The sequence below is a fragment of the Oceanobacillus manasiensis genome (genome assembly GCF_000724085.1).
In the GTDB taxonomy this organism is placed as follows: Bacteria; Bacillota; Bacilli; order Bacillales; family Amphibacillaceae; genus Oceanobacillus_B; species Oceanobacillus_B manasiensis.
Genome location: NZ_CCDL010000003.1, coordinates 285,118 through 306,194, shown reverse-complemented (window position 1 = coordinate 306,194; position 21,077 = coordinate 285,118). Strand labels below are relative to the sequence as shown.

Annotated in this window: 18 protein-coding genes and 1 other annotated feature; of the genes, 2 read left to right on the top strand and 16 right to left on the bottom strand. The window is 38.7% G+C overall.

The features are described 5' to 3' along the window. The 5 genes from argJ to BN985_RS15060 form a co-directional block, all read right to left on the bottom strand. Entirely contained in the window at positions 1-1,227 is a 1,227-nt protein-coding gene (gene argJ, locus BN985_RS15080) for a bifunctional glutamate N-acetyltransferase/amino-acid acetyltransferase ArgJ (protein WP_042224448.1), read from the bottom strand. A 13-nt stretch (positions 1,228-1,240) separates the two neighbouring features. Beyond that, the gene (argC, locus tag BN985_RS15075; protein ID WP_332257504.1) at positions 1,241-2,290 is read right to left on the bottom strand and encodes an N-acetyl-gamma-glutamyl-phosphate reductase; all 1,050 of its coding nucleotides are present in this window, start codon (positions 2,288-2,290) and stop codon (positions 1,241-1,243) included. 182 nt (positions 2,291-2,472) lie between these two features. Further along, a complete protein-coding gene (locus tag BN985_RS15070; RefSeq protein ID WP_042224445.1) occupies positions 2,473-3,432 on the bottom strand; it encodes an alpha/beta hydrolase in 960 nt (319 codons plus the stop codon). A gap of 293 nt (positions 3,433-3,725) precedes the next feature. Beyond that, positions 3,726-4,220 carry a DinB family protein gene (locus BN985_RS15065; RefSeq protein ID WP_052360710.1) on the bottom strand — a complete coding sequence of 165 codons (495 nt, stop codon included), beginning with the start codon at positions 4,218-4,220 and terminating at the stop codon, positions 3,726-3,728. Between the two features lie 148 nt (positions 4,221-4,368). Continuing rightward, positions 4,369-6,582, bottom strand: coding sequence for a YhgE/Pip domain-containing protein (locus tag BN985_RS15060; protein ID WP_176463546.1), 2,214 nt, complete (start codon positions 6,580-6,582; stop codon positions 4,369-4,371). A gap of 210 nt (positions 6,583-6,792) precedes the next feature. Between BN985_RS15060 and BN985_RS15055 the strand changes: the two genes are divergently transcribed. After that, positions 6,793-7,497, top strand: a complete 705-nt coding sequence (locus BN985_RS15055) for a DUF5694 domain-containing protein (protein ID WP_095149345.1) — start codon at positions 6,793-6,795, stop codon at positions 7,495-7,497. A gap of 246 nt (positions 7,498-7,743) precedes the next feature. Here BN985_RS15055 and BN985_RS15050 read toward each other — a convergent pair whose 3' ends face one another. The 11 genes from BN985_RS15050 to BN985_RS15000 form a co-directional block, all read right to left on the bottom strand. Continuing rightward, positions 7,744-8,859 (bottom strand): ABC transporter permease, encoded by a 1,116-nt coding sequence (locus tag BN985_RS15050; protein WP_042224443.1) that lies wholly within the window; start codon positions 8,857-8,859, stop codon positions 7,744-7,746. After that, the gene (locus tag BN985_RS15045) at positions 8,856-10,109 is read right to left on the bottom strand and encodes an ABC transporter permease (protein ID WP_042224442.1); all 1,254 of its coding nucleotides are present in this window, start codon (positions 10,107-10,109) and stop codon (positions 8,856-8,858) included. Before BN985_RS15045 ends, BN985_RS15050 begins: the two co-directional genes overlap by 4 nt. 11 nt (positions 10,110-10,120) lie before the next feature. Continuing rightward, entirely contained in the window at positions 10,121-11,053 is a 933-nt protein-coding gene (locus BN985_RS15040; protein ID WP_042224440.1) for an ABC transporter ATP-binding protein, read from the bottom strand. A 146-nt stretch (positions 11,054-11,199) separates the two neighbouring features. Continuing rightward, positions 11,200-11,835 carry a response regulator transcription factor gene (locus tag BN985_RS15035; RefSeq protein WP_042224439.1) on the bottom strand — a complete coding sequence of 212 codons (636 nt, stop codon included), beginning with the start codon at positions 11,833-11,835 and terminating at the stop codon, positions 11,200-11,202. Positions 11,836-11,845: 10 nt separating this feature from the next. Further along, the gene (locus BN985_RS15030) at positions 11,846-12,931 is read right to left on the bottom strand and encodes a sensor histidine kinase (protein WP_042224437.1); all 1,086 of its coding nucleotides are present in this window, start codon (positions 12,929-12,931) and stop codon (positions 11,846-11,848) included. A gap of 4 nt (positions 12,932-12,935) precedes the next feature. After that, on the bottom strand, positions 12,936-14,237 hold the full coding sequence (locus BN985_RS15025) for a M20 family metallo-hydrolase (RefSeq protein ID WP_042224436.1): 1,302 nt from the start codon (positions 14,235-14,237) through the stop codon (positions 12,936-12,938). Between the two features lie 113 nt (positions 14,238-14,350). Further along, the gene (locus BN985_RS15020; protein WP_042224434.1) at positions 14,351-15,187 is read right to left on the bottom strand and encodes an energy-coupling factor transporter transmembrane component T family protein; all 837 of its coding nucleotides are present in this window, start codon (positions 15,185-15,187) and stop codon (positions 14,351-14,353) included. Beyond that, the gene (locus tag BN985_RS15015; protein ID WP_042224432.1) at positions 15,178-16,881 is read right to left on the bottom strand and encodes an ABC transporter ATP-binding protein; all 1,704 of its coding nucleotides are present in this window, start codon (positions 16,879-16,881) and stop codon (positions 15,178-15,180) included. The genes BN985_RS15020 and BN985_RS15015 overlap by 10 nt, the downstream gene beginning before the upstream one ends. A gap of 63 nt (positions 16,882-16,944) precedes the next feature. Beyond that, entirely contained in the window at positions 16,945-17,493 is a 549-nt protein-coding gene (locus BN985_RS15010; RefSeq protein ID WP_042224431.1) for an ECF-type riboflavin transporter substrate-binding protein, read from the bottom strand. 27 nt (positions 17,494-17,520) lie between these two features. Next, positions 17,521-18,375: an SAM hydrolase/SAM-dependent halogenase family protein gene (locus BN985_RS15005; protein ID WP_042224430.1), complete on the bottom strand. Its 855-nt coding sequence runs from the start codon at positions 18,373-18,375 to the stop codon at positions 17,521-17,523. Between the two features lie 58 nt (positions 18,376-18,433). After that, positions 18,434-18,710 (bottom strand) — a binding site (T-box leader). Between the two features lie 846 nt (positions 18,711-19,556). Next, positions 19,557-20,060 (bottom strand): DNA-deoxyinosine glycosylase, encoded by a 504-nt coding sequence (locus tag BN985_RS15000; protein WP_042224429.1) that lies wholly within the window; start codon positions 20,058-20,060, stop codon positions 19,557-19,559. A gap of 78 nt (positions 20,061-20,138) precedes the next feature. Here BN985_RS15000 and BN985_RS14995 point away from each other — a divergent pair, with 78 nt between their 5' ends. Beyond that, positions 20,139-21,074 carry an NADP-dependent oxidoreductase gene (locus BN985_RS14995; protein ID WP_042224428.1) on the top strand — a complete coding sequence of 312 codons (936 nt, stop codon included), beginning with the start codon at positions 20,139-20,141 and terminating at the stop codon, positions 21,072-21,074. Positions 21,075-21,077: the final 3 nt, after the last annotated feature.

Here is a 21,077-nt window from a genome sequence, read left to right as displayed (position 1 = left end):
TCACGTTCGATAAGAAGCATTAATTTTGACGTAATCATATGTTAAGTCACAGCCCCATCCGGTAGAATTAAATAATCCATCCTGCAAATTTACATGTAACGTTATGTTTTCTTGTTGCAAGTAGTGCTTTCCATCCTGTTCATTAAAAGAAAGGGGCACCCCATCTTTTACTACAGGAATTTCTCCTATATGAATGCAGATCTTATCTGGATTTATCGGCTGCTCACTGTAGCCAACTGCACAAATAATTCTCCCCCAGTTTGGGTCAGCCCCGTAAATAGCTGTTTTAACAAGGTTAGAGGAAATAACAGATTTAGCAATTTGGGATGCCACCTCTTGAGACGGAGCGCCAGTTACCTTCACCTCAATTAACTTGGTAGCACCTTCCCCGTCTCTTGCAATCATTTTGGCAAGCTCCTCACTTACCATTTTCAGAGCATCTACAAAAAGAGACCACTGAGGATGAGAAACATTTAGGGGACTATTCTCTTGTTGTCCATTTGCCATTACCAGAACCATGTCATTCGTACTGCAATCTCCGTCGACTGTAATCATATTGAAGGTTTGATCAGTAGTCTGTCTGAGTGCAAGCTGAAGACTCTCCGCTTCTACTGCTGCATCTGTAGTGATAAAACCAAGCATGGTAGCCATATTCGGGTGTATCATACCAGACCCTTTCGCAGCACCTCCGATTGTAATTGTTTTTCCATCAATCTCTAGCTGAACCCCAACATGCTTTGTCACAGTATCTGTCGTTAAAATGGCATCTTCAAAATGGTGTGGAGCATTTTCTTTATTGACCGATATTTCGCTTATTGCCTTCTTTATCTTCCCCATTGGTAGTGGGCTTCCAATAAGCCCGGTAGAAGCGACCCCCACATAGTTTTTCGGAATATTTAGCTTTTCGGCAGCGACTTGTTGCATCTCCTCGGCATCCATTTCTCCTTGATGGCCGGTACAAGCATTGGCAATCCCGGAATTTACAATTACAGCTTGTAAATGGTTGTTAGTATTGATTGCACGCTTCGTTACTTTTAATGGTGCGGCCTGAAAAGCATTCATAGTATAAACACCCGCAGCAACAGCAGGAGTTACAGAGTGAAGCCATCCAAAGTCACGTCTTTTTTTACGAATCCCGCAATGCAGCCCACCTGCTAAAAATCCTTTAGGAGAAGTTACATGCCCCTCTTTCAAAAACTTAATTGTCTCACTCTGTATCGTTACCATGCTCTCATCCTTTCTATGGATAAATCGGGATTTGATTCAACCCATTTTCTTCATCCCATCCATTCATGATATTTACATTTTGAATTGCTTGACCGGCTGCTCCCTTCATTAAGTTATCTATAGCAGAAATGATAATCAGCTGATTCGTCCTATTGTCCACATGTAGCGCTATATCGCAAAAGTTGCTTCCATAGACACTTTTGGTTGTTGGAAGTTCCCCTTCGTCTAGTATTCTGACAAAGCGATCTTTTTCATAGAAATGTTTGTAATCAGATAAGATTTCTTCCGTGGATTGCTGACCAGAAAGTCTTCCGTACATGGTACATAGGATGCCTCTTGTCATGGGAACCAGATGGGTGGTAAAGGTAGCGTATACTGTCTCGTTACCTTGTTCAGATAAGTACTGGTCAATTTCGGGAATATGTTGATGTCCCCCAATTTTATAAGGTGTAATATTGCCATTCGTTTCAGGAAAATGTGTACGACCTGATGGTGTTTTCCCCGCTCCAGAGACTCCGGTTTTCCCATCAATAATTATGCCGTCCGTATGAACGTGCTCTTGTTTAATAGCGGGTATTAATCCAAGCAGTGCAGCCGTGGGAAAACATCCTGGATTAGATAGGATTGTAGCATCTCTAATCTGCTTTCGATTAATTTCAGAAAGTCCATATACAGCAGTATCTAGTAGGTCTTGTTCAGCTGCTTCTGATTTGTACCATGCTTTGTATTGCTCTTGAGAGGAAAGTCGCAAATCACCAGACAAATCTACACATTGTACTCCACTTCCAACTAAGCTTGGTATAATCTCTTTCGCTACACCAGCAGGGGTGGCAAAAAGCAGGATGTCTACATCTTGGATTAGAGTTGGAATATCTAATATTTCCAGGGCAATATCCTCGATCGATTTCAAGTGAGGGTAAATGGTCGAAATTTCTGTGTCGTTCTGTGAGTGGGAAATGATTTTTACTAATTCTATTTCACTGTGTGTATGTAGAAGCCTGATAAGTTCTAAGGCTCCATAACCGGTACCACCAACAATCGCCGCTTTTTTCAAACGTTCCACCCTTTCCTGTACGAATTTTTTAATTATTCACTAGTATAAATATCTATACACAACATTTCAAGTATATTTATTAATTTATTTTTATAAATATACAAATTAAAACGGAATTTGTTTATAAATTTGCATAAAAGATGAATAAAAACCCTTCACTATTAAAAAGTGAAGGGTTCAATCTTTCCGTATTAATTAAAATAATGACCAAGGAACTCATTAAGCCTTGTAACATATCGTTCTTTTTGTGTAACAAATGCCTCTCCATGACCTGCTCCGTCAAAAGTGATCATCTCTGCATCACTATTTGTATTTTCCAGAAGATCTTCCGTCATTTTAGTTGGTACAAACGTGTCAGCATTACCATGAATGTAGAGAATCGGTACGTCTGCCTTTTTTACTTGATCCAAAGCAGATGCCTCTTTTAAGGAATATCCAGCTTTCATTTTTGTCACAGCACTTGTACTAGGAAGAATCGGAAAAGCAGGTAAGTGAAACATCCGTCCCAATTGGTAATCAAACATATCATATACACTGGTGTAAGGACTGTCCGCTACAATAGCTTTTACATTTGGTTGTAGTTCTTCTTCACCACTTGCCATTAATACCGTAGCTGCCCCCATGGAAACACCATGCATTACAATTTCTGTGTCTTCACCGGTTTCAGTTACTATTCTATCCATCCAATCTAAATAATCCAATCGGTCATGCCAGCCAAATCCAATATAATCTCCACCACTGTTACCATGTCCTCTCATATCAGCAGTAAATATATTGTATCCTAGCTCTTCGTAATAATATTGGCCATATAGCCCCATATCTCTGGCATTTCCCAAGTAACCATGTGCTAGTACAACGGTCTTGTTAGTCTGCTCTTCGGCTGGGAGATAGTATCCTTTTAAATCTAATCCGTCATAGGAAGTCATTTCCCATTGTTCAAATTCCTGATCATCAACCCATTCTCGCCAATCGCCCTCTATAAATACATCCATCGCTTCTGCTGAAACTTCCAGGTCAGTATTACCCTGCAGAAAGTCTTTTACATTTCGCTCAATGGCTAAATTATAAAAATAAAAGCTTGCTACTATATCAATTATTAGCAGGATGGAGAGAATCCCAATACCAATACCTATTACACGTTTTTTCTTCATGATGTCTTCCCCTCTCTGCTCTTCTCCTATCAATCTATTATACTAGAAAAATGGATAGTTTAAACCCTATTTGGAATGGTACATGTTTACAGGGTGAGTCATTGGTATGATTAGAATAAGTTTATCTAAAGATTGGAGGAGAAAGCTGCGTTGATGGTTATGAACTGCATTTTCTACTTGAGAGACGCCCCTTTTGCCGTTCGTCACCTCTATGAACTGTATTGTTAGTGATGGAAGAAAATCCTTTCATTTTCAACCGCAAAACAAAAGAGGCAGTTTCCTGCCCCTTCATCTTAACTATTTATTTTTAATCTTTGCTTTATCTCCTTAATTTGCTCAATATGCCGTTGTTCATGATAACCGACAAACAATATCCATTGGAGGAGATTCATTTCCCCGAACACCGGGTGAATTGCCGCTTTTTCTTCTAATTTTGTTTTATCAACGGAATTGTATAACGTACGTATAGATTCATGGGAAGTATGCAATTTTTGTTCCAGATTCTCTGCTGTCTTAAGAGATTCGCTCGGTAGAACAAACTCAGGTGCCTCCACCTTTTTTGTTCGGTTTACTGCAAGTTCAATAGGTTTCGCAGACACTACCTTTATTGATCCGTTTTCTAGCGTGTACTGAATGTTTTGCGCCACCGTACTTTCCATTAAATATACGTGCTCTACTACTTGTCCGATTGACCATCCACCAGAGCTTGGGCGTTTATTTAATTCCTCGTCCCCTAGTCCTGACAGTTCACTCAAAAGCTTTGCTCTTGTTTCGTCGTTTGTTTCCAAAATAACACACTCCCCATTAAGATTAAGAATCTTAATACGTTTGAAGTTGCTCTTTCTCAAGTTTATAATTTAACTTCAAAAGTTTAACACTCTCCCCTTTCTTTCCACTATCGTATACTTTTAAAACACGTTTTAGAACGAAACAATCTTAGTGAAACATCCCTGATTCTTTTGATTTTTGTTTAATCTTTTTAGATTGTCTATTAATTGGCTGTTTTAAAAATGCTCCTAACACAATGGCTGCTATCCCAAAAATACTGAGGAATAGGATATCCCGAATTACTCGCTCCCAAACAATTCCGCCTACCGCTTCACGCAAGAGATCAATTGCATAGCTAAACGGCAGGAAAGGATGAATGACCTGGAAAAAGTCTGGTAAGAGTACAACAGGGTACGTACCGCCTGAGCCGGCAATCTGCAGAACAAGTAATACGATTACCATTGCTTTCCCGATATCCCCAAAGACCGATACTAGCGTGTAGATAATAATCATAAACACGAGACTAATTAGCAATCCAAACACTACAAACCAAATAGGGTTCGCCATCGATACATTTAAAAGAAAGATATCCCCCAATGAGACGATCGTTGTTTGTAACAAGCCGATCGTAATAAATGTCAATAACTTACCAAAATAAACCTGTCTTGATGAATAGCTTTCCATATTGGTTGTATCTGTGGAAAGCAATGAAATAAGTAGTAAACCACCTACCCATATTGCAAGCACCGTATAGAATGGAGTCATACCTGAACCATAATTCTCTATTGGAAAGACCTTATTCTCATTAAGCTGAACTGGTTCCGCAAAAAATCCTCGCTCTGCCTCTGGGTCATTTTGCAGCAGTTCAATAATCTCACCAATATCTGTTTCACCTTGTATTTCTCTTATACGATCTGCTAATTCATTGACCTTATCATTTACATAAGGAAACTCACCCTGCACTGTCTCTAGCAAGCCTTTACCCTCACCGAGGTCTGTCTCCGCACTCGAAAGGATCCTCTCCACTTCTGGAATGGCTGTTTGAATTTCCACCAATATATTTCTGGCTTCCGCAAGTGTTGTTTTGGCATTGGCGACTTCTGCCAATACTCTTGGCTCAATCGATTCATTGTATTCTGTGATAAAGGAGTCGATATTTGCTGAGGTGTTTTCTACAATGCTTTGCAAATCACCAATTAATCCATCCACTTCAGCATGTTTCTCCTCGATAAATGTGCGGATGTCCCCACTACGCTGTTGTGCAGTTTCAAGTCCAGCACGGATTGTTGCTAACTTTTCAAGTGCCTGTTCGATTTGTTGACTTCCCTGATTACTTTCTTCCGTTCCTTCATCAGGAGAATCTTCAGCGTTGTCTTCTTCTTTGTTTTCACTTTGCTGTTGCTGCACTTGTCTTAATGTGTTTTCAATCGAGCTGATGTTCTCAATTTGCTCGGCTACCTGTTCATCCAGCCGATCCGTCAATTCCTCACCATTCCCAAAATCAATCTCAGCAGATTGTACTTCTTTAAGAAAAGCATTTGTATCTTGAGCTACCTGCTGCACACGCTCTAAATCCGCTTGGATCTGTGGTGCCATTTCATTCAAGCGATCTTCTGCTTCATTTAAAAATGCTGTTGTATTATCAATCGTATTCAGCCCATCACGGGTCACTTGTTCAGCTTCAGGTACAAGCGACTGAGCACGATTAATTACCTCCTCAGCACTGGTTGCATCAGTCAGAGACTGATTAATTAGTTCATTAATCTCAGGTAGATTTTCTTCTATATCAAATATATACTGCTCGAATCGCTCAATGTCTGGTAGATCTTGTTCTAACTCGATACCGATATCATTAAAAGTTTCAAAAATAACCCCATTTACGGTCGAGATGAAGTTGCTGCTAATCTCATCAATTAGTGCTGAGGCACCTTTATCTGTAATCTTAGGAGCAATGGCATTAATCTTTTCATTTACGTAGTACTCCATATCAGCTTTTTCTGGCTGGTCGTCTACTACCGTCCCCAGTTTACTTGAAAAGTTTTCTGGGATTACAATTACCGCGAAATAATCCCCGTATTCTAATTTATCCATCGCCTTTTCTTTATCTTCAAACTGCCAGTCCATCGACGGATTTTCCTTTAAGGTATCAACAAGTTCCTGGCCTACATTAATATCTTCATCTCTTAATGTAGAGCCTGTATCTTCATTGACAATACCTATTGGAATCTGATCTGTCTGTCCATAAGGATCCCAGGAAGCCTTTATATTAAACCAAGCATAAAGCGATGGTAATAAAATAAGTCCTCCTATTAAAATTAACGCTACCCAGTTCGTACCAGTGTTCTTCGCGTCTTTTGTAAATATTCTTAAGATGTTTTTCATAAACTCTTCCTTCTCTTCTTAATGAATGACCATTCATTTTAATGTAAAATTAAGCTATGAGGAAGATTATAACAAGTTTTCTCTATGAATTCTACTATCCTTGGGTTTATGTAAAAAAGAGTTAATCATAGAGCAGTGAAACTTTAAACAAAACTCATTCGTATGGATTATAATAAGAATATTTAGCAAATTAGAAATGGAGGTAGCTCATTGAAACGAGAAAAGTCGAAAATTCTTGTACTTGGAACTTTTCATATGTTTGAATATGAGGGTTTATATTCTGAAAAAAGACAAGCTGAAATGGAAGAATTAGTATCTAAACTAGCAAACTTTAAACCAACAAAAATTGCAGTTGAAATGGTACCAGAAGATAGTGAATTTGTTAATGAAAGATATAACCAATACAAAATGGGTGCATACAAATTAGAAATGAATGAGATATATCAAGTAGCCTTTCGTTTAGCCTTAAGGCTCGGGCATAAACAGATTTATCCAACCGATTGGATGGGTGAGTCTGATATAGACTATGGAGATATGGAGAGCTGGGCAAAAGAAAATCAACCAGAACTTCTAAGTGATATATATAAAGATTTTGTTGGTCCTGTGTTAACAGAAAATAAGAGCATACTAGATTACTACAGAGAATTAAATGCCCCCTCTTTACTTAACACATTACACAAGATGTATGTAAATATGGCACGCATAGGTGATTTTAATAATAATGTTGGTATAAAGTGGTTAAGTTGGTGGTACAAAAGAAACTTAATTATGTTTTCTAATTTAACCCGTCTTATAAATTTTGAAGAGGAACGTATTTTATTTATAGTAGGTTTTTCACATTCATCTATAGTTAACAAATTTCTTGAAGAGAGTGAAGTGTGTGAGGTTGTACAACCAATAAGTTATCTATCTTAATTTATTGAGTTATTATCTGTAAGAAAGAGGAAGGCTTTCCTAGTTAACAGAACAAGTATTTAAAACGATATGCAGAATTCAATAAATTATTATATAAATAAAATTAAGGAGAGACACGTCTCGTCGTGTCCCTCCCTCTTTCCTGCTAATTATAAAGTTAAAATCTTGTCTTTTAACTTAGATTCGACTTGTGTTTCCCTGTAAGATTTTCCGGGTATCTCAGAATGGAACCCGTTAATTCATCTTTTAGACATGTCTTCTTTCCATAAGATGGATACCAAGACCTGTCATTACAACTCCCATGAGCACCAATATGCTAATCGGGTACAGTAATTCTTCAAAGGAGTAACCATATAGCACAACACCATTTAAAATTTCCATGCCGTATGTTATAGGATTAATTTTGGAAAGGGCGATTAATATTTCAGATTCCACGATTTCTAGTGGCCAATATGCACCACCTATCATTGCCATACTTACTGCTATAATCGGGATAACCGCATTAAACTGTTGAACGTTTTTTACAATAGCTGTAAGTAAAATGGATAGTGCCACAATAGCAAATACGTAAGGAACTGACAGAAGAAGGACCTCAACAAATTTGCCATAAAAGTCAAGCTTTAATCCATAATGGAAAACACAAAAGATAATAACTATTTGGATATAACCTTCTAGAAAACTGTAGACTAAATTCGCCACATAAACTTCCCACTTCTTCACAGGAGAAAGAATCATTCGGTCCCAAATCCCTTCCCGTTTCTCTACCAGAATTGGCAAAAGATTATAAGCGATGGTATATATCACAAAAAACAGTGTAAAACCAAATAGCGACTGGAAAGTATTATCGTAGATCACTGCATCCTCGCTGGTAAATCTTGTTGTTTCCACTTCAAAAACTGGAGATTCCATTGTCGCTTCAAAATCTTGTAAAAGTGTTTCCCTTTTATCCTCCGTATCAGCTTCAGCAGCCTTTACAATAGCTTCTTTTTGGTTATGCTTCATATAAGCCCGCTGGACTGCCTGTTCAATCATTGACACATTTGGTGATTCTACACCTATTATAAGTTGATATGAATCGTCGCTTAGAATCACGCCAGCTTCTGCTTTTCCGTTTTCTATCTGATTGCGCATCTCTTCTTCATCCAACCAATTAAATCGAAAAGCTTCTTCGTTTTCCAACGACTCTTTTAAGTTAATATTTTCTATTGCCCCTTCTTCTGCAGTAATTGGAACAGTAATAGTTGAAACAGCACCGTTTCCTCCAATTATGAATGCAAAGCCAAGGGACATAACAGTAAAAATAATAAATGTCCATGGGTTGCGAATGAACATACGGAACTTTGCTAGAATGATAGCGATCATAAGGCAGCCCCCCTTTTCGGAAAGCTCCATGCTGCAACAATAATAGATATAACACCGAATAATAGTAGAAAGACAACATGATTTGTCACATCAGAAAGTTCATTGCCACGAAGTATACTTAAATAAGCAGACATTCCAGCACCGTTTGGTGTTACATTTCCCATTTTGGAAATAAAGGCAGATGAATCTCCAATTGGGAAGAAACTTCCACCAAGTAAAGCCATTAATGACACAAGAATACTAGAGAAAAAGTTGGTAATCACCTCAGAGTTTAGTCGATAACATAGTGCGGTTAATAATACCGCAATCCCTCCAACTGCTATAGCGAAACTCATGGTCACAAAGGTAAAGCCAAACAAATTCGGCCATGTTACTCCAAAAACAATCCAAGCAAATCCAAAAATTAACAGGAGATGTAAAAATGCAAAGATCATTCCTGATAGGAGAATTCCAATAAAATAGGTCCATCGTGAAACATTCGCTAAAATGATACGGTCAAACACAAAAGTACTTTTCTCTAAAAAAGCAATGGAACCAATTGTTGATGCAATGAAGAGAACGTTCATAACTGCCATTCCCACTGTATAATAATCTTTTGAACTAACAGCACGCTGCTGTCCCATCGTTGATACATCTGCTGTCACATTTTGTAAGTTCTCTTCAAATACAACTGGGTCAATTTGTTTCTCGTTTATAAATGAATGCAGTGTAAGCTGATCCTGGTATTGGGTAAGAATACCGTCCACGATACTTACACCAAGCTGATGTTCTGTGTTTGTATACAGATGTACAGAAGACCGCTTCTCCTCAGCACTAAACCAGTACTGTAAAATTTCATAAGAAAAGTTTTCAGGAACCTCTATTAGCGCTGTGTACGTATTGTCGTTCAATACCCTTTCCTTATCTTCAGACGATATTTCCTCAAGTGTGATATACTTCGAAGCTTCTTCACTACCTAAAACATCCTGTTTCAACCGTTCAATTGGTAATATATTTTCCATTTCTTCTATGGCTTCGGTTGGTAGCTCTTCCCCTAAGTCGTCTGCAAAGCGCTCTAATTGCACTTCCTCGCTTTCTTGCTCTAAGATGGCTAGTTTCACTTTAATAACCGGGCTCTCTCCATTCATGAAACCACTTAATGCTACACCTAGTATCAATATAAGAATAATTGGCAAACCAACGAGTAATAATAGTTGAACTGGATTACGTAGAAACTCCAATGCTTGTTTTTTTATAATCTGTCCTATCATCATCTCACCCCCTAATCCCGTAAAGCACGCCCTGTAAGATGCAAAAACACATCCTCCAAGGTTGGGGTTCTGTTATGAACTGAGGTCAATTCAATGCCTGCTTGCTCAGCAAACTTCGTCAATTCAACAAACATACTTACTTCTTTTGCAACCATAAGGGTGATCTCTTTATCTGTTGTCACGACACGATTAACAAGTGGGTGCTCCTGTATTAAAGATATAAACTGCTCATTTAATTGATCACTTTTAATGGAAATTGTTTTTTCTGAAGATAAAATGCGTTTAATCTCTTCATTAGTTCCCGAAGCTATAAGATTTCCATGATCCATGATATAAATGCGGTCACAAAGGAACTCTACTTCTTCCATATAGTGACTTGTGTATATAACGGTCATATCTCTTTCTTTATTAAGTCGTTTAACAGTTTCCAAAATATAATTTCGTGATTGCGGATCTATGCCAACGGTCGGTTCATCCATAATAAGTAGTTCTGGGTCATGTAACAAGGCGACACCAATATTAAGTCGGCGTTTCATCCCTCCTGAAAAGGTCTTTACGACATCCTTTCTTCTATCAGTCAAACCAACTAAATCCAGTATTTCATTTATTTTGTTTTTCAAGGTAGAACCTTTCAATCGGTACATCCTACCAAAGAATTGTAGGTTCTCATCTGCGGTGAGGTCAGTATATAGTGCAATCTCTTGTGGAATCACCCCGACGATATTACGGAAATCCCCTGGTTTTTTCAGAATGCTTTCATTGTGGAATCGTACATCGCCAGAAGTGGGCTCTGCTAATGAGGATATCATAGAAATGGCAGTAGATTTTCCAGCACCGTTTGGGCCTAGTAATCCAATAATTTCCCCTCGTTCTACAAACATATTTACATTTTTCACAGCATAAAGCTGCTTGAATTTCTTTGAGAGATCAACTAGTTCTAACATATGTCTCCCCTCCTTCTATTTAATTTTAGAATAAAACATATCTGGCGCATACTGTCTGTAGTCATGTTTTGTTGCTTCTTAATATGACTTGAGTCACTTTTTTAAAAACATGAAAAAAGCTCACCCTAGGGAGAGCTTTAAGATAGTTAATCTGATATGTCATGCTTTAAAGCATAGATGGCAAGCTGTGTACGATCACGCTGTCCTGTTTTCTGAAGAATATGGGTTAGGTGATTCTTAACCGTACCCACAGAGAGAAATAGTGCAGTGGCAATTTCCTTATTCGTTTTCCCCTCTCCCACCAGCTTGGTAATTGCTAATTCTCTTTCGGAAAGAGAAACTTCTCGGTGTGGAGATTGTGTTGAACGTTCTAACAGTTTAGGCATGACTTTTGCTGCCACTTCTTCATGTATGATTAAACCGCCCTTCATACAACTGTGTACTGCAGCTATTAATTTGGCTGACTCTGAAGTTTTAAGTAAAAAGCCATTCGCCCCCTGTCTAAGTGCCTCTACTGCATATGTATCATCATTAAATGTCGTTAAAATAAGTACTTTAATATGAGGCCATCGCTGTTTAATCACTCTTGTTGCTTCTACCCCATTCATTACAGGCATACGAACATCCATCATCACGAAATCAATAATATGTTTTTCCAATACGTCAATGGCTTCCTGACCATTTGATGCTTCATGCGATACGGTTACATTCTCATCCTGCTCTAATATTACTTTAAGACCTTGTCTTACAATCACTTGATCTTCTACAAGCAAAACCTTCATCCTCTTCCCCCTAGCCCTCACAGGGAATTATCCCTGAAACAAGAAATTGGTTGGTCGTTTGCACCACTTCCAATCTTCCTCCTATTTCATCCACACGCTTTCTCATCATCGTGATGCCAAACCCTTCTTTAAAAGATGTGGCCTTATGTAATGCATTTTCAATTTCGAATGAAATAGATCCTGTTGCTGACTTACCGAGTGTTACGCGCACTTCCCTCGATTGTGCATGACGCATAGCATTTGTCAAAGCTTCTTGAATCACTCTATATAATACAACACTTTTTTCATTAGAAAGTCCAACTGAAAGGACACCCTGCTTCATCGTAAATTGCACCATAATATGACTTTCTGATTCAAGCTTTCGTATTAACTGGACAACAGTAGCAATGCCTTCATTCTCCTCAATCTTCAATGCCCTTACCGCCTGCCTCGTCTCCTCAAGGCTTTCAGTCGCCATACGCTTCAATTCAGTGTATTCTTCATTTTGTCGTTGAATGGAGAGCATTTCCAATTTCATTATTAGAGCTGTTAGACGGTGGCCTACCGAATCATGAATATCACGGGCAATATTCGTTCGCTCTTCTAACCTTGCATCCCGCTCAGCCACTAGATTTAGCCTTTTCAAATTGCGATATTCGCCGCGTAACTCTTCATATAACTGACGTATTTCCTCTCTTTTTGTAATCATCACTGCTACTTTTCCTGCTAACACATAAAGTATAGTGAGAACCAAGATCGCTTCCACTGTCAGTTGATCATGTAACAGAAGAGAAAAAAGGGAAAGAAATAAAGAGGCAGATAATACAATCAAGGATTTTTGCCGACTAATACGATAAACCCCGTCTAAAGAATAGAAGTAGAAAAGGGCCATAGTGTAAAAGGCAGATTCTTGTCCTACTATTAAAAAATGGATAAAACCAATTACAAGCAGGACAACAATTAGAGTATTAGGAAATTTTCCAACAGAAAGGAAAAAGTATAAAGCCAGTGAAGCGGCAAAAAACAAAATACTTATCGGTACATTGTCACTATTCAATGTAATAATACATAACCATAGTATGCTAAGAATACCAAATCGAACCCAAAATAACTTCACTTTTTCATTCTCCCTGTTGGAGCTTTTCTACAAATGATTTAAGGACATGTACAGTTTGGACACAATCGCTTAGTTCAGACCATTCATCAGGATGATGGCTCACACCATTAACACTTTTCGTAAATAGCATTGCCACCGGAATTTCTTCACCTACTACCATCGCATCATGCCCTGCACCACTCGGTAAGCAAGACGGAGTTAATCCCTGGGAACGAATTGCTTCTTCCATTAACTCCTGTGTCTTCTCCTCAATGGGCACTGGTGATACGCGCATCGTCTCATAATACGCTACTGTCGTTCCGTGGTTGGCAGCTATTTCCTCACCTGTCTGTTTAATTTTCTCAATCAGTTTATCACGCGGCTCTTTATGAATGTCCCGAATATCTACATATAACGATACCTTTCCTGGTATCACATTCACTCCATTTGGTTCGACGTGGAGCTTCCCTACAGTTGCTACAGCACTATCACTTACAGCAGACGGCAATGTGGATATTTTTGTAATAAACTCAGAAGCTGCTACAAGTGCATCCCTCCTGTCATTCATCGGTGTATTACCAGCATGGCCCGCTTCTCCAGTAAACGTGACTTCAAGCCAGCATGGTCCTGCAATACCTGTTACAATGCCACAAGGAAGGTTTTGTTTTTCTAAACGTTTACCTTGTTCAATATGTACTTCCACAAACATTTCAATCGTTTCTTTAGCCCGTTTAGCCTCAGGGTACTGTGCTGCAGATAATCCTACTTTTTTTAAAACTTCTTCAAAGCTTACCCCTTCGCTATCTTTTAATTTCATTTTTTCTTCTAAGCTTCCTAACCCCATCATACCTTCACTTCCGTTAAAGCCACCGTTGAATCGGGCCCCTTCTTCATCACTAAAGATGACGACTTCATAAGGCTTTTCTGGCTGGTAGCCCTTATCCTTCCAAGCCTGGGCTACTTCTAGTGCAGCTAATACACCTAATGGACCATCAAAGTGACCACCATTTGGTACACTATCTACATGGGAGCCGCTCAAAATGGCCGGCAAATGATTATGTTTTCCTGCAAGCCGACCGAACACATTCCCAGCCTCGTCATGATGGACGACAAGGCCAGCATCTTCCATCCAGCCTGCAACCATATCCTTCGCCTGCTTCTCTTCAAGAGAGTAACCAGGACGATTAGAACCCTTATCTGCCGTAAGTCCAATCTCTGATAGTGCGGCGAGTCTAGCTGCCAATCTTTCCCCTGAGACGCCACCATAATTCAGCTTATCATTATAAGACTCCATCAATTTGTTGTAAAATATACCATTCCAACTCATAAAAAAACCTCCGTTTCTTTTCATTTAACATATCAAATTTTTCAGTCATTGGAAATATGTGCAAGCCAAAAATGATTTTTCTCGATTAAAAAGGTGATGCAACATATATGCACTCACCTTAATGTAAACGGGTTATAGAAGCGGCTTCCATCATGAAACGTAACGACCAGTGATGCAATTAATAATATGACACCAATTACAATCGTAAAATAATCTCCACGCCGAAATGGTGTAGCGCGATACCATGTACGTTTTTTCTTCTTTCCAAAGCCCCGAAGCTCCATCGCATTACTAATAACTTCAATTCTTTCTAAACTGGAAAATATTAATGGCATGATAATTACTGAAGCATTTTTTATTCTCTTTGTCAGCTTTTCATTTTTAGACAGATCCGATCCTCTAGCCTGCTGTGCTTGGGCAATAGACCGGAACTCACGTTGGATATCTGGGATATAACGTAGAGTTAGAGATACCGAATAAGCAATCTTATAAGGGATGCCGATACGATTAAGAGAAGAGGCAAACTCACTCGGATTTGTGGTAACTACAAATAATAGTGCAGCTGGTATAACAACAAAATATTTTAACGTTATATTTAAGTGGTAAAATAACTGTTCTAATGTGATATTATATCTGCCTGCGATATCCCAAATAACATGGCTCGTTCCGTATATTTTCACGCCCTCTTGTGGAGAAAAAAGGTAGATCGCAATGTTATTCAATAATAAAAAGAACAAAATAAATAATAACACGAACCGAATTTCACTTACTTTTATTTTAGATATTTTAAAAAGGACAAAGCTTATGACAAGCAGGGCCAAAAGGACCCATGTATCATAAGTGAGCATGGCAGCTGTCGACCAGCAAAGAAAAATAATCAACTTTGTTACACCTGAAAGTTCGTGAACTGGTGACTGCTTCTTTATGTATGTGAGCATTTCTACTGCCATGTTCTCATCTCCCTGTCATAAGCGATAAAGCGAGCTACGAACTCTCTCGGGTCCGCAATTTCTGCCCGCACAGCCAGTCCGAATAAGGAGGTGACCTTCAAGTTAGAGGCATCAATAACAGTTTGATTTGTTAAGACATTAACAGCAGTATCGTCTGCAATCTTCCTTCCCTGGGCAATAGCAATCGCACGAGGTGTATATTCAAGCATTAGGTGCATGTCATGTGTAATCATAATAATGGTAATACCACGTTTATTTAAAACCTCTAGAAAGTCCATTATCTCTGTGTAGTGGCGAAAATCCTGGCCTGCGGTAGGCTCATCAAGGATAAGTACCTCAGGTTCTAAAACCAAAATAGACGCTATGGTGACCCGTTTTTTTTGACCAAAGCTTAGTGCGCTTATCGGCCAATTTCGAAATGGATAAAGACCGCAAATACGCAGCGTTTTCTCTACTCGCTCTTTAATAACATTCGCTTCAATTCCTCGTTTAACTAACCCAAGCGCAACTTCATCATAAATTAAATGCTTGGAAATCATCTGGTTCGGATTTTGCATCACCAGCCCGATTCGTTCTGAGCGTTGATGGATGCTATCGGATGTAATATCTTCTCCCTTAAAAAGAATTGTGCCATTCTGTACCTTTTCAAAACCGACGATTATTTTTGATATGGTGGATTTCCCTGCCCCATTTTGACCAACGATGCTGACCATTTCCCCTTGGTAAATGGTAAAGGACATATCCTGAATGGCGGTTTTTCCTGTATCATAAGCAAAGGTAACATGGTCAACTTCAAGGACTGGCTTACTTTCTAAACTCGGTGTTTGATTAGGAAGGGATTTATACCAGTCATGTAATTTCTTTTTATTTATTTCAATGGTTTCAGGATGTGCTGGTTTCATTTTTGCATGAATCCTGCACCCTGCATATTTCATTGCCCTTACGTAAAGCGGCTCCCGAATGCTGTTTTCCGCCAATACGGAAGTGGAAAATAGTTCATCAGGGCTGGTATCTGACACGATTTCTCCATCGCTAATGACTATAATACGATCCACTTTCCGATATAAAACATCTTCGAGACGGTGTTCAATCATAACAATTGTTTTGTTACTCTCCTCGTGGATTTGGTCTATGAGAGAAATAGAATACTTCCCTGTCGCCGGGTCAAGATTTGCAAGTGGCTCATCGAATAAGAGAATATCCACATCATCGACCATTACTCCACCAAGAGAAACCCGTTGTTTCTGACCACCAGATAGGTGATGGATGGACGCTTCTAGATAACTATCCATATTGACAAGCTGCGCGACTCGCTCGACCCTCTCTTTCATTAGCTCACTTGCAACAGCCTCATTTTCCAGCGCAAAAGCAATATCCTCACCAACCGTTAGGCCAATAAACTGTCCATCTGGGTCTTGCATAACGGTTCCTACCATCTTGGACAAACTAAAAAGATCCAGTTCTTTTGTTTCCCTGCTTTTAATTGTAAGACTACCTGTAATATCCCCCTTATAAGAAAAAGGAACAAGGCCATTTATACAATGTGCTAACGTACTTTTCCCAGAACCAGAAGGACCAACAATTAATACTTTTTCTCCTTCGTGTATAGTCAAATTTATATTTTTTAATGAAGGCTCTGTTTGGCTTCGATATTTAAATGTAAAGTTCTTAAATGCAATAATCGGTTTTTTCATTTTAAACTCCTAGGAAGTTAATCGTTCTCAAATACTTAAGCAAAAAAGAATGTATTAGACACCCTACTCCTTTGAAAGGCTGTTACTTTGACTGCGTGTTTTCGCATATACGACAAGCAACAATGTCCCCAAGAAGCCAACCATTGCAATATTGGATATTGCTGCAATAACACCTTGTGTAAATACTTTATTGGCAGGCTCTGCATAGATCAATATGTCGAGGATAGGAGCCACTAGGATCCAGCCGACTGCTTGGACAGAAGCCTGTATCAAATTGAATAAAAGGATTTGTTTTGTGGCGAAAACACCTGCTTCAATATTAACCCGTTTGGCAATAAGCCCTATAAAAAATCCCACAAACAGTGACACCAATACCCAACTCCACCAAACAGAGCCATAAGAGATTGCATCCTTTAAAGCGTGCCCGATAAATCCGATAAGCGCCCCTGCTATTGGGCCAAAAATAACTGCCATCAATGCAAGGAATGGATAGGTAGTTTCCACATACGTATTTGGTGCAATCGGTATGGAGGCAAACCTTCCTAAAATAACATAGATTGCTGCTCCAATCCCTATCGCTACAATCGTTTTAACTGATAACCCTTTATTCATTTGTCGTTTCCCCTTTTTATCTATTTTTTAATTATAATGTATACTCGAAGTTTTGCGAATACTTATTTTCCAATTGGCCCCTGTTTTAATATGATATGCCTTGGCAAAAGAACCTTGGTTAAGTGCCACTCCTAACTTATCCAGTGAATTCACGTAGATTAGTGGCTCTCCAAGTCGACTGTCAGCAAAGGAACGGCCAAATGTCATGATGTTTTTATAAACTTGCTGCTGATTATTTGTAATGGTAACTTCCAAAGAATTGCCGTATTCGATCGTCGCCTCTTTAAATAGCCCTCGATTAATATTCGTCCATAGATTTCCGAAACGGATATCAAGAATATCAATATTCCCGATGATTGCATCATTTTCTATCCGAGCTTCTGGTTTTGGTAACTCCACAATTTCCTCTACGTTAATAAGTGGGCCTACCTGCTCATAGGTAATAACATTTGAAGCAAGCCTTGCACCCGTATAGGCGTATACATCCCTACCATGAAAGGTATAAGACTCTCCTGATCTTGGTAGACGATTGATCTTTTCATCAATAATTCTAGCTTCTTTTATACCAATATGGTGTTTGATATGTGTTAGTGTCCCATTATCTGGAGTTACGATATATTGATTATCTGTTGTTTTAACAACAATACTTAATCGATCTGTTCCTACTCCTGGGTCTACGACAGAAACAAACACAGTCTCTTCAGGCCAGTAGGTAACGGTTTGATATAATCTGTAAGAAGCCTCCCATATGTTGTATTCTGGTATATCGTGGGTAAGGTCGAATATTCTTAAATTCGGATTCACCGAAATGGCTACTCCATACATTGCGCTTACTGCCCCATCACTAATTCCAAAGTCTGTTTGTAATACTAACTTACTCATTTGTACACCCTCCATTTATGTTTTACTAATAAAAAAACCACGCCATTACCGAATAAACGATAAGGACGTGGTTGGTTTAACGTGGTACCACCTTACTTCACTGTCTGCTCACACAGACAATCTCATCAAGTACGACAGGTAACATCCATCACCCTGTATATACTGTGGTATTGATAACGAGTACCAAATCTCGTCGGAACTTACTAGTATAAGACATACGTTCAGCACGAAACTCGTGAGGCCATTGTTCAGATTCGTATTTATGCTTCTTTTCAGCGACTGAAGCTCTCTGTGAAAAATAACTAAATCCTACTTTTCCCCGTCAACGTTTTGATTAGTTAAATTAAGATTAAAGTTATTATAAGCAGAAACTCCCAGAAAAGCAAGTGTATTTTTTTAAATATAACTTATTTTCTAAAAATTACTTCTCAGTGTACTTCGTTTTAATCAAATATCGACCATAACGGCACGCTTCTAATATGTAGCAAAATCGAAACTAACAGTCAATGGCGTCCCGAGAAAAAAGAACTAATAACAGCCTATATTTCACTATATTCCCGCTATTAGACAAAGGGTAATTTTACCCAATATAAAGAATCATGAGAATTTTGTACCATTTTCTGTAAATTATAGGCTATTTTCTGTTTACTTGTTGTATACTATAGGGGACAGTCTATGCAGGGTGAGCTTCGGTCAAAGCTGTAGAAGTACTTCTTTTACTTGGCGACAAAAATCTAGTGAAAGGAGTTGAAAAAATTGATTCCAATTGACACAACTCTTGAGTTGATGTTTTTGTTTGCCACACTCGTATTGTTAATCGTTAACAGCCGAGAAAAAAAGTAAGCCCCCCTGCCGACGAATGGGAACATTACTTTTTCGTGTAAAGAAGTCGCCTCACCCAAGAGGATAGCTGTCCGATCCGCAAGTTGCCGCTTGCGGATCGTTTTCTGAGGTGATGGAGCAAACCAAAACCAAATAAAATCGCCATTTATATAGTATTGTCTCTCTTCTTAAAATATTCTTCTATTTTTTCCCACGATACGAGTGTGACAAACTAAACCGTAATACTTAATTAAATCCTACCATAATAGGTCCCGGATCGCTACAAAGTTATGAAGCTGTAACAATTATTTAAAAACTCTATACCCATTGTTCCTGACCGTGTAAACTACAAGCTTGTCTTATAGATAATCTAAAATCTGCTTCCATTCTTCTACTTTACCTTCAAAGGTCTTCGTATATCTACCAGGTATGGGGCTTGTAGAGGGTAGTTTTATGACATCAATGTCCACTAATTCCTCTATGGAAAAGTTACGCCTAAATGTGTCATAAGCCTTTCCCCCATTACATGCAATTAATTTTACCGAAGGAAATTGCTTTGTAAGCTCGATAATATTGTTTGGTTCCTCGTCCACAATATTTGCATCAAGGCTTCCTCTTCGATAACATTTCCCTATAGTATCCCAAAGGGCAATTCCCTTGTCCTTTACGAAATTCAACTTTGCTTGATAATCTTCAAGTGGAGTCTGATCGAATAATTCAAAAAGAATTTTCCAGAAATGGTTTCTAGGATTTCCGTAGTACTCTTGTTTTTCTAAAGACTGGCCACCAGGCATCGATCCAAGAATTAACACTTTAGGTTTGTCTGGTAAAACGGGCGCAAATGATGATATTTTTTCGTTCATATGTTCAACTCCATGCCTAAAACTACTGCTTTTCGGGAAATATGTTCCTAACACTATTATAAGAAAGAAGGGTTTGACATGAAAGCAATTGTAATTAATGAATATGGCTCAGCGGATAAGTTAACGGAAGAGACGCTTCCTATACCCACATTAGAGGAAAATCAAGTTCTAGTTAAATTGCATGCTACTTCTATAAATCCAATTGACTGGAAACTTAGAGAGGGCGCACTCAAGGGCGCCATGCCTTTCGATTTTCCTATCATTCTTGGCTGGGATGCCGCTGGAGTCGTTTCCAAGACAGGTAAAAATGTAAGTAAATTTAAAGAAGGAGATCGAGTTTTCGCTCGTCCAGCCACAACGAGAAACGGAACATATGCTGAGTATACTGCAGTGGAAGAAGATCTTCTTGCAAGAATTCCAGATAATATCCCTTTCGAAGAGGCTGCAGCCGTGCCCCTAGCTGGGTTAACTGCATGGCAATGCTTAGTAGATTATGGGGAAATTAAAAAGGGAGATAAAGTACTAATTCATGCTGGATCGGGTGGTGTCGGTAGTTATGCCATTCAGTTTGCTAAGCATTTTGGTGCATATGTCGCTTCTACTGCAAGTGGGAAAAATGAGTCCTTCTTAAAAGAACTCGGTACTGATCAATTTATAAATTACAAAGAAACTGATTTTACAGAGGTACTCAAGGATTACGATATTGTGGTAGATACTATCGGTGGTGAGGTGCAAGAGAAAAGCTTTCAAGTTCTAAAAGAAGGTGGAAAGCTCGTATCGATTGTGCAGCAACCAAATGAAGAACTAGCGAAAGAAAAAAATATTAAAGCAGAATCTATTTGTTTAAGAGAAAATGGAGAACAGCTTGAAGAAATTGCCCAACTCCTTGAATCAGGAGAAGTTGTTTCCAAGGTAGGACATACCTTCCCTCTTACAGAAGATGGTGTAAGGGAAGCACATGAACTAAGTGAAACCCATCATGCAAGAGGAAAAATCGTCATTAATATAGTTTAGAAA

Excerpts from the sequence above, each read along its gene's own strand:
- argJ (WP_042224448.1), bottom strand. The coding sequence starts at position 1,227 with ATGGTAACGATACAGAGTGAGACAATTAAGTTTTTGAAAGAGGGGCAT.
- BN985_RS15070 (WP_042224445.1), bottom strand. The coding sequence starts at position 3,432 with ATGAAGAAAAAACGTGTAATAGGTATTGGTATTGGGATTCTCTCCATC.
- BN985_RS15060 (WP_176463546.1), bottom strand. The coding sequence starts at position 6,582 with ATGAAAAACATCTTAAGAATATTTACAAAAGACGCGAAGAACACTGGT.
- BN985_RS15050 (WP_042224443.1), bottom strand. The coding sequence starts at position 8,859 with ATGATCGCTATCATTCTAGCAAAGTTCCGTATGTTCATTCGCAACCCA.
- BN985_RS15045 (WP_042224442.1), bottom strand. The coding sequence starts at position 10,109 with ATGATAGGACAGATTATAAAAAAACAAGCATTGGAGTTTCTACGTAAT.
- BN985_RS15040 (WP_042224440.1), bottom strand. The coding sequence starts at position 11,053 with ATGTTAGAACTAGTTGATCTCTCAAAGAAATTCAAGCAGCTTTATGCT.
- BN985_RS15035 (WP_042224439.1), bottom strand. The coding sequence starts at position 11,835 with ATGAAGGTTTTGCTTGTAGAAGATCAAGTGATTGTAAGACAAGGTCTT.
- BN985_RS15025 (WP_042224436.1), bottom strand. The coding sequence starts at position 14,237 with ATGAGTTGGAATGGTATATTTTACAACAAATTGATGGAGTCTTATAAT.
- BN985_RS15020 (WP_042224434.1), bottom strand. The coding sequence starts at position 15,187 with ATGGCAGTAGAAATGCTCACATACATAAAGAAGCAGTCACCAGTTCAC.
- BN985_RS15015 (WP_042224432.1), bottom strand. The coding sequence starts at position 16,881 with ATGAAAAAACCGATTATTGCATTTAAGAACTTTACATTTAAATATCGA.
- BN985_RS15010 (WP_042224431.1), bottom strand. The coding sequence starts at position 17,493 with ATGAATAAAGGGTTATCAGTTAAAACGATTGTAGCGATAGGGATTGGA.
- BN985_RS15005 (WP_042224430.1), bottom strand. The coding sequence starts at position 18,375 with ATGAGTAAGTTAGTATTACAAACAGACTTTGGAATTAGTGATGGGGCA.
- BN985_RS15000 (WP_042224429.1), bottom strand. The coding sequence starts at position 20,060 with ATGAACGAAAAAATATCATCATTTGCGCCCGTTTTACCAGACAAACCT.
- BN985_RS14995 (WP_042224428.1), top strand. The coding sequence starts at position 20,139 with ATGAAAGCAATTGTAATTAATGAATATGGCTCAGCGGATAAGTTAACG.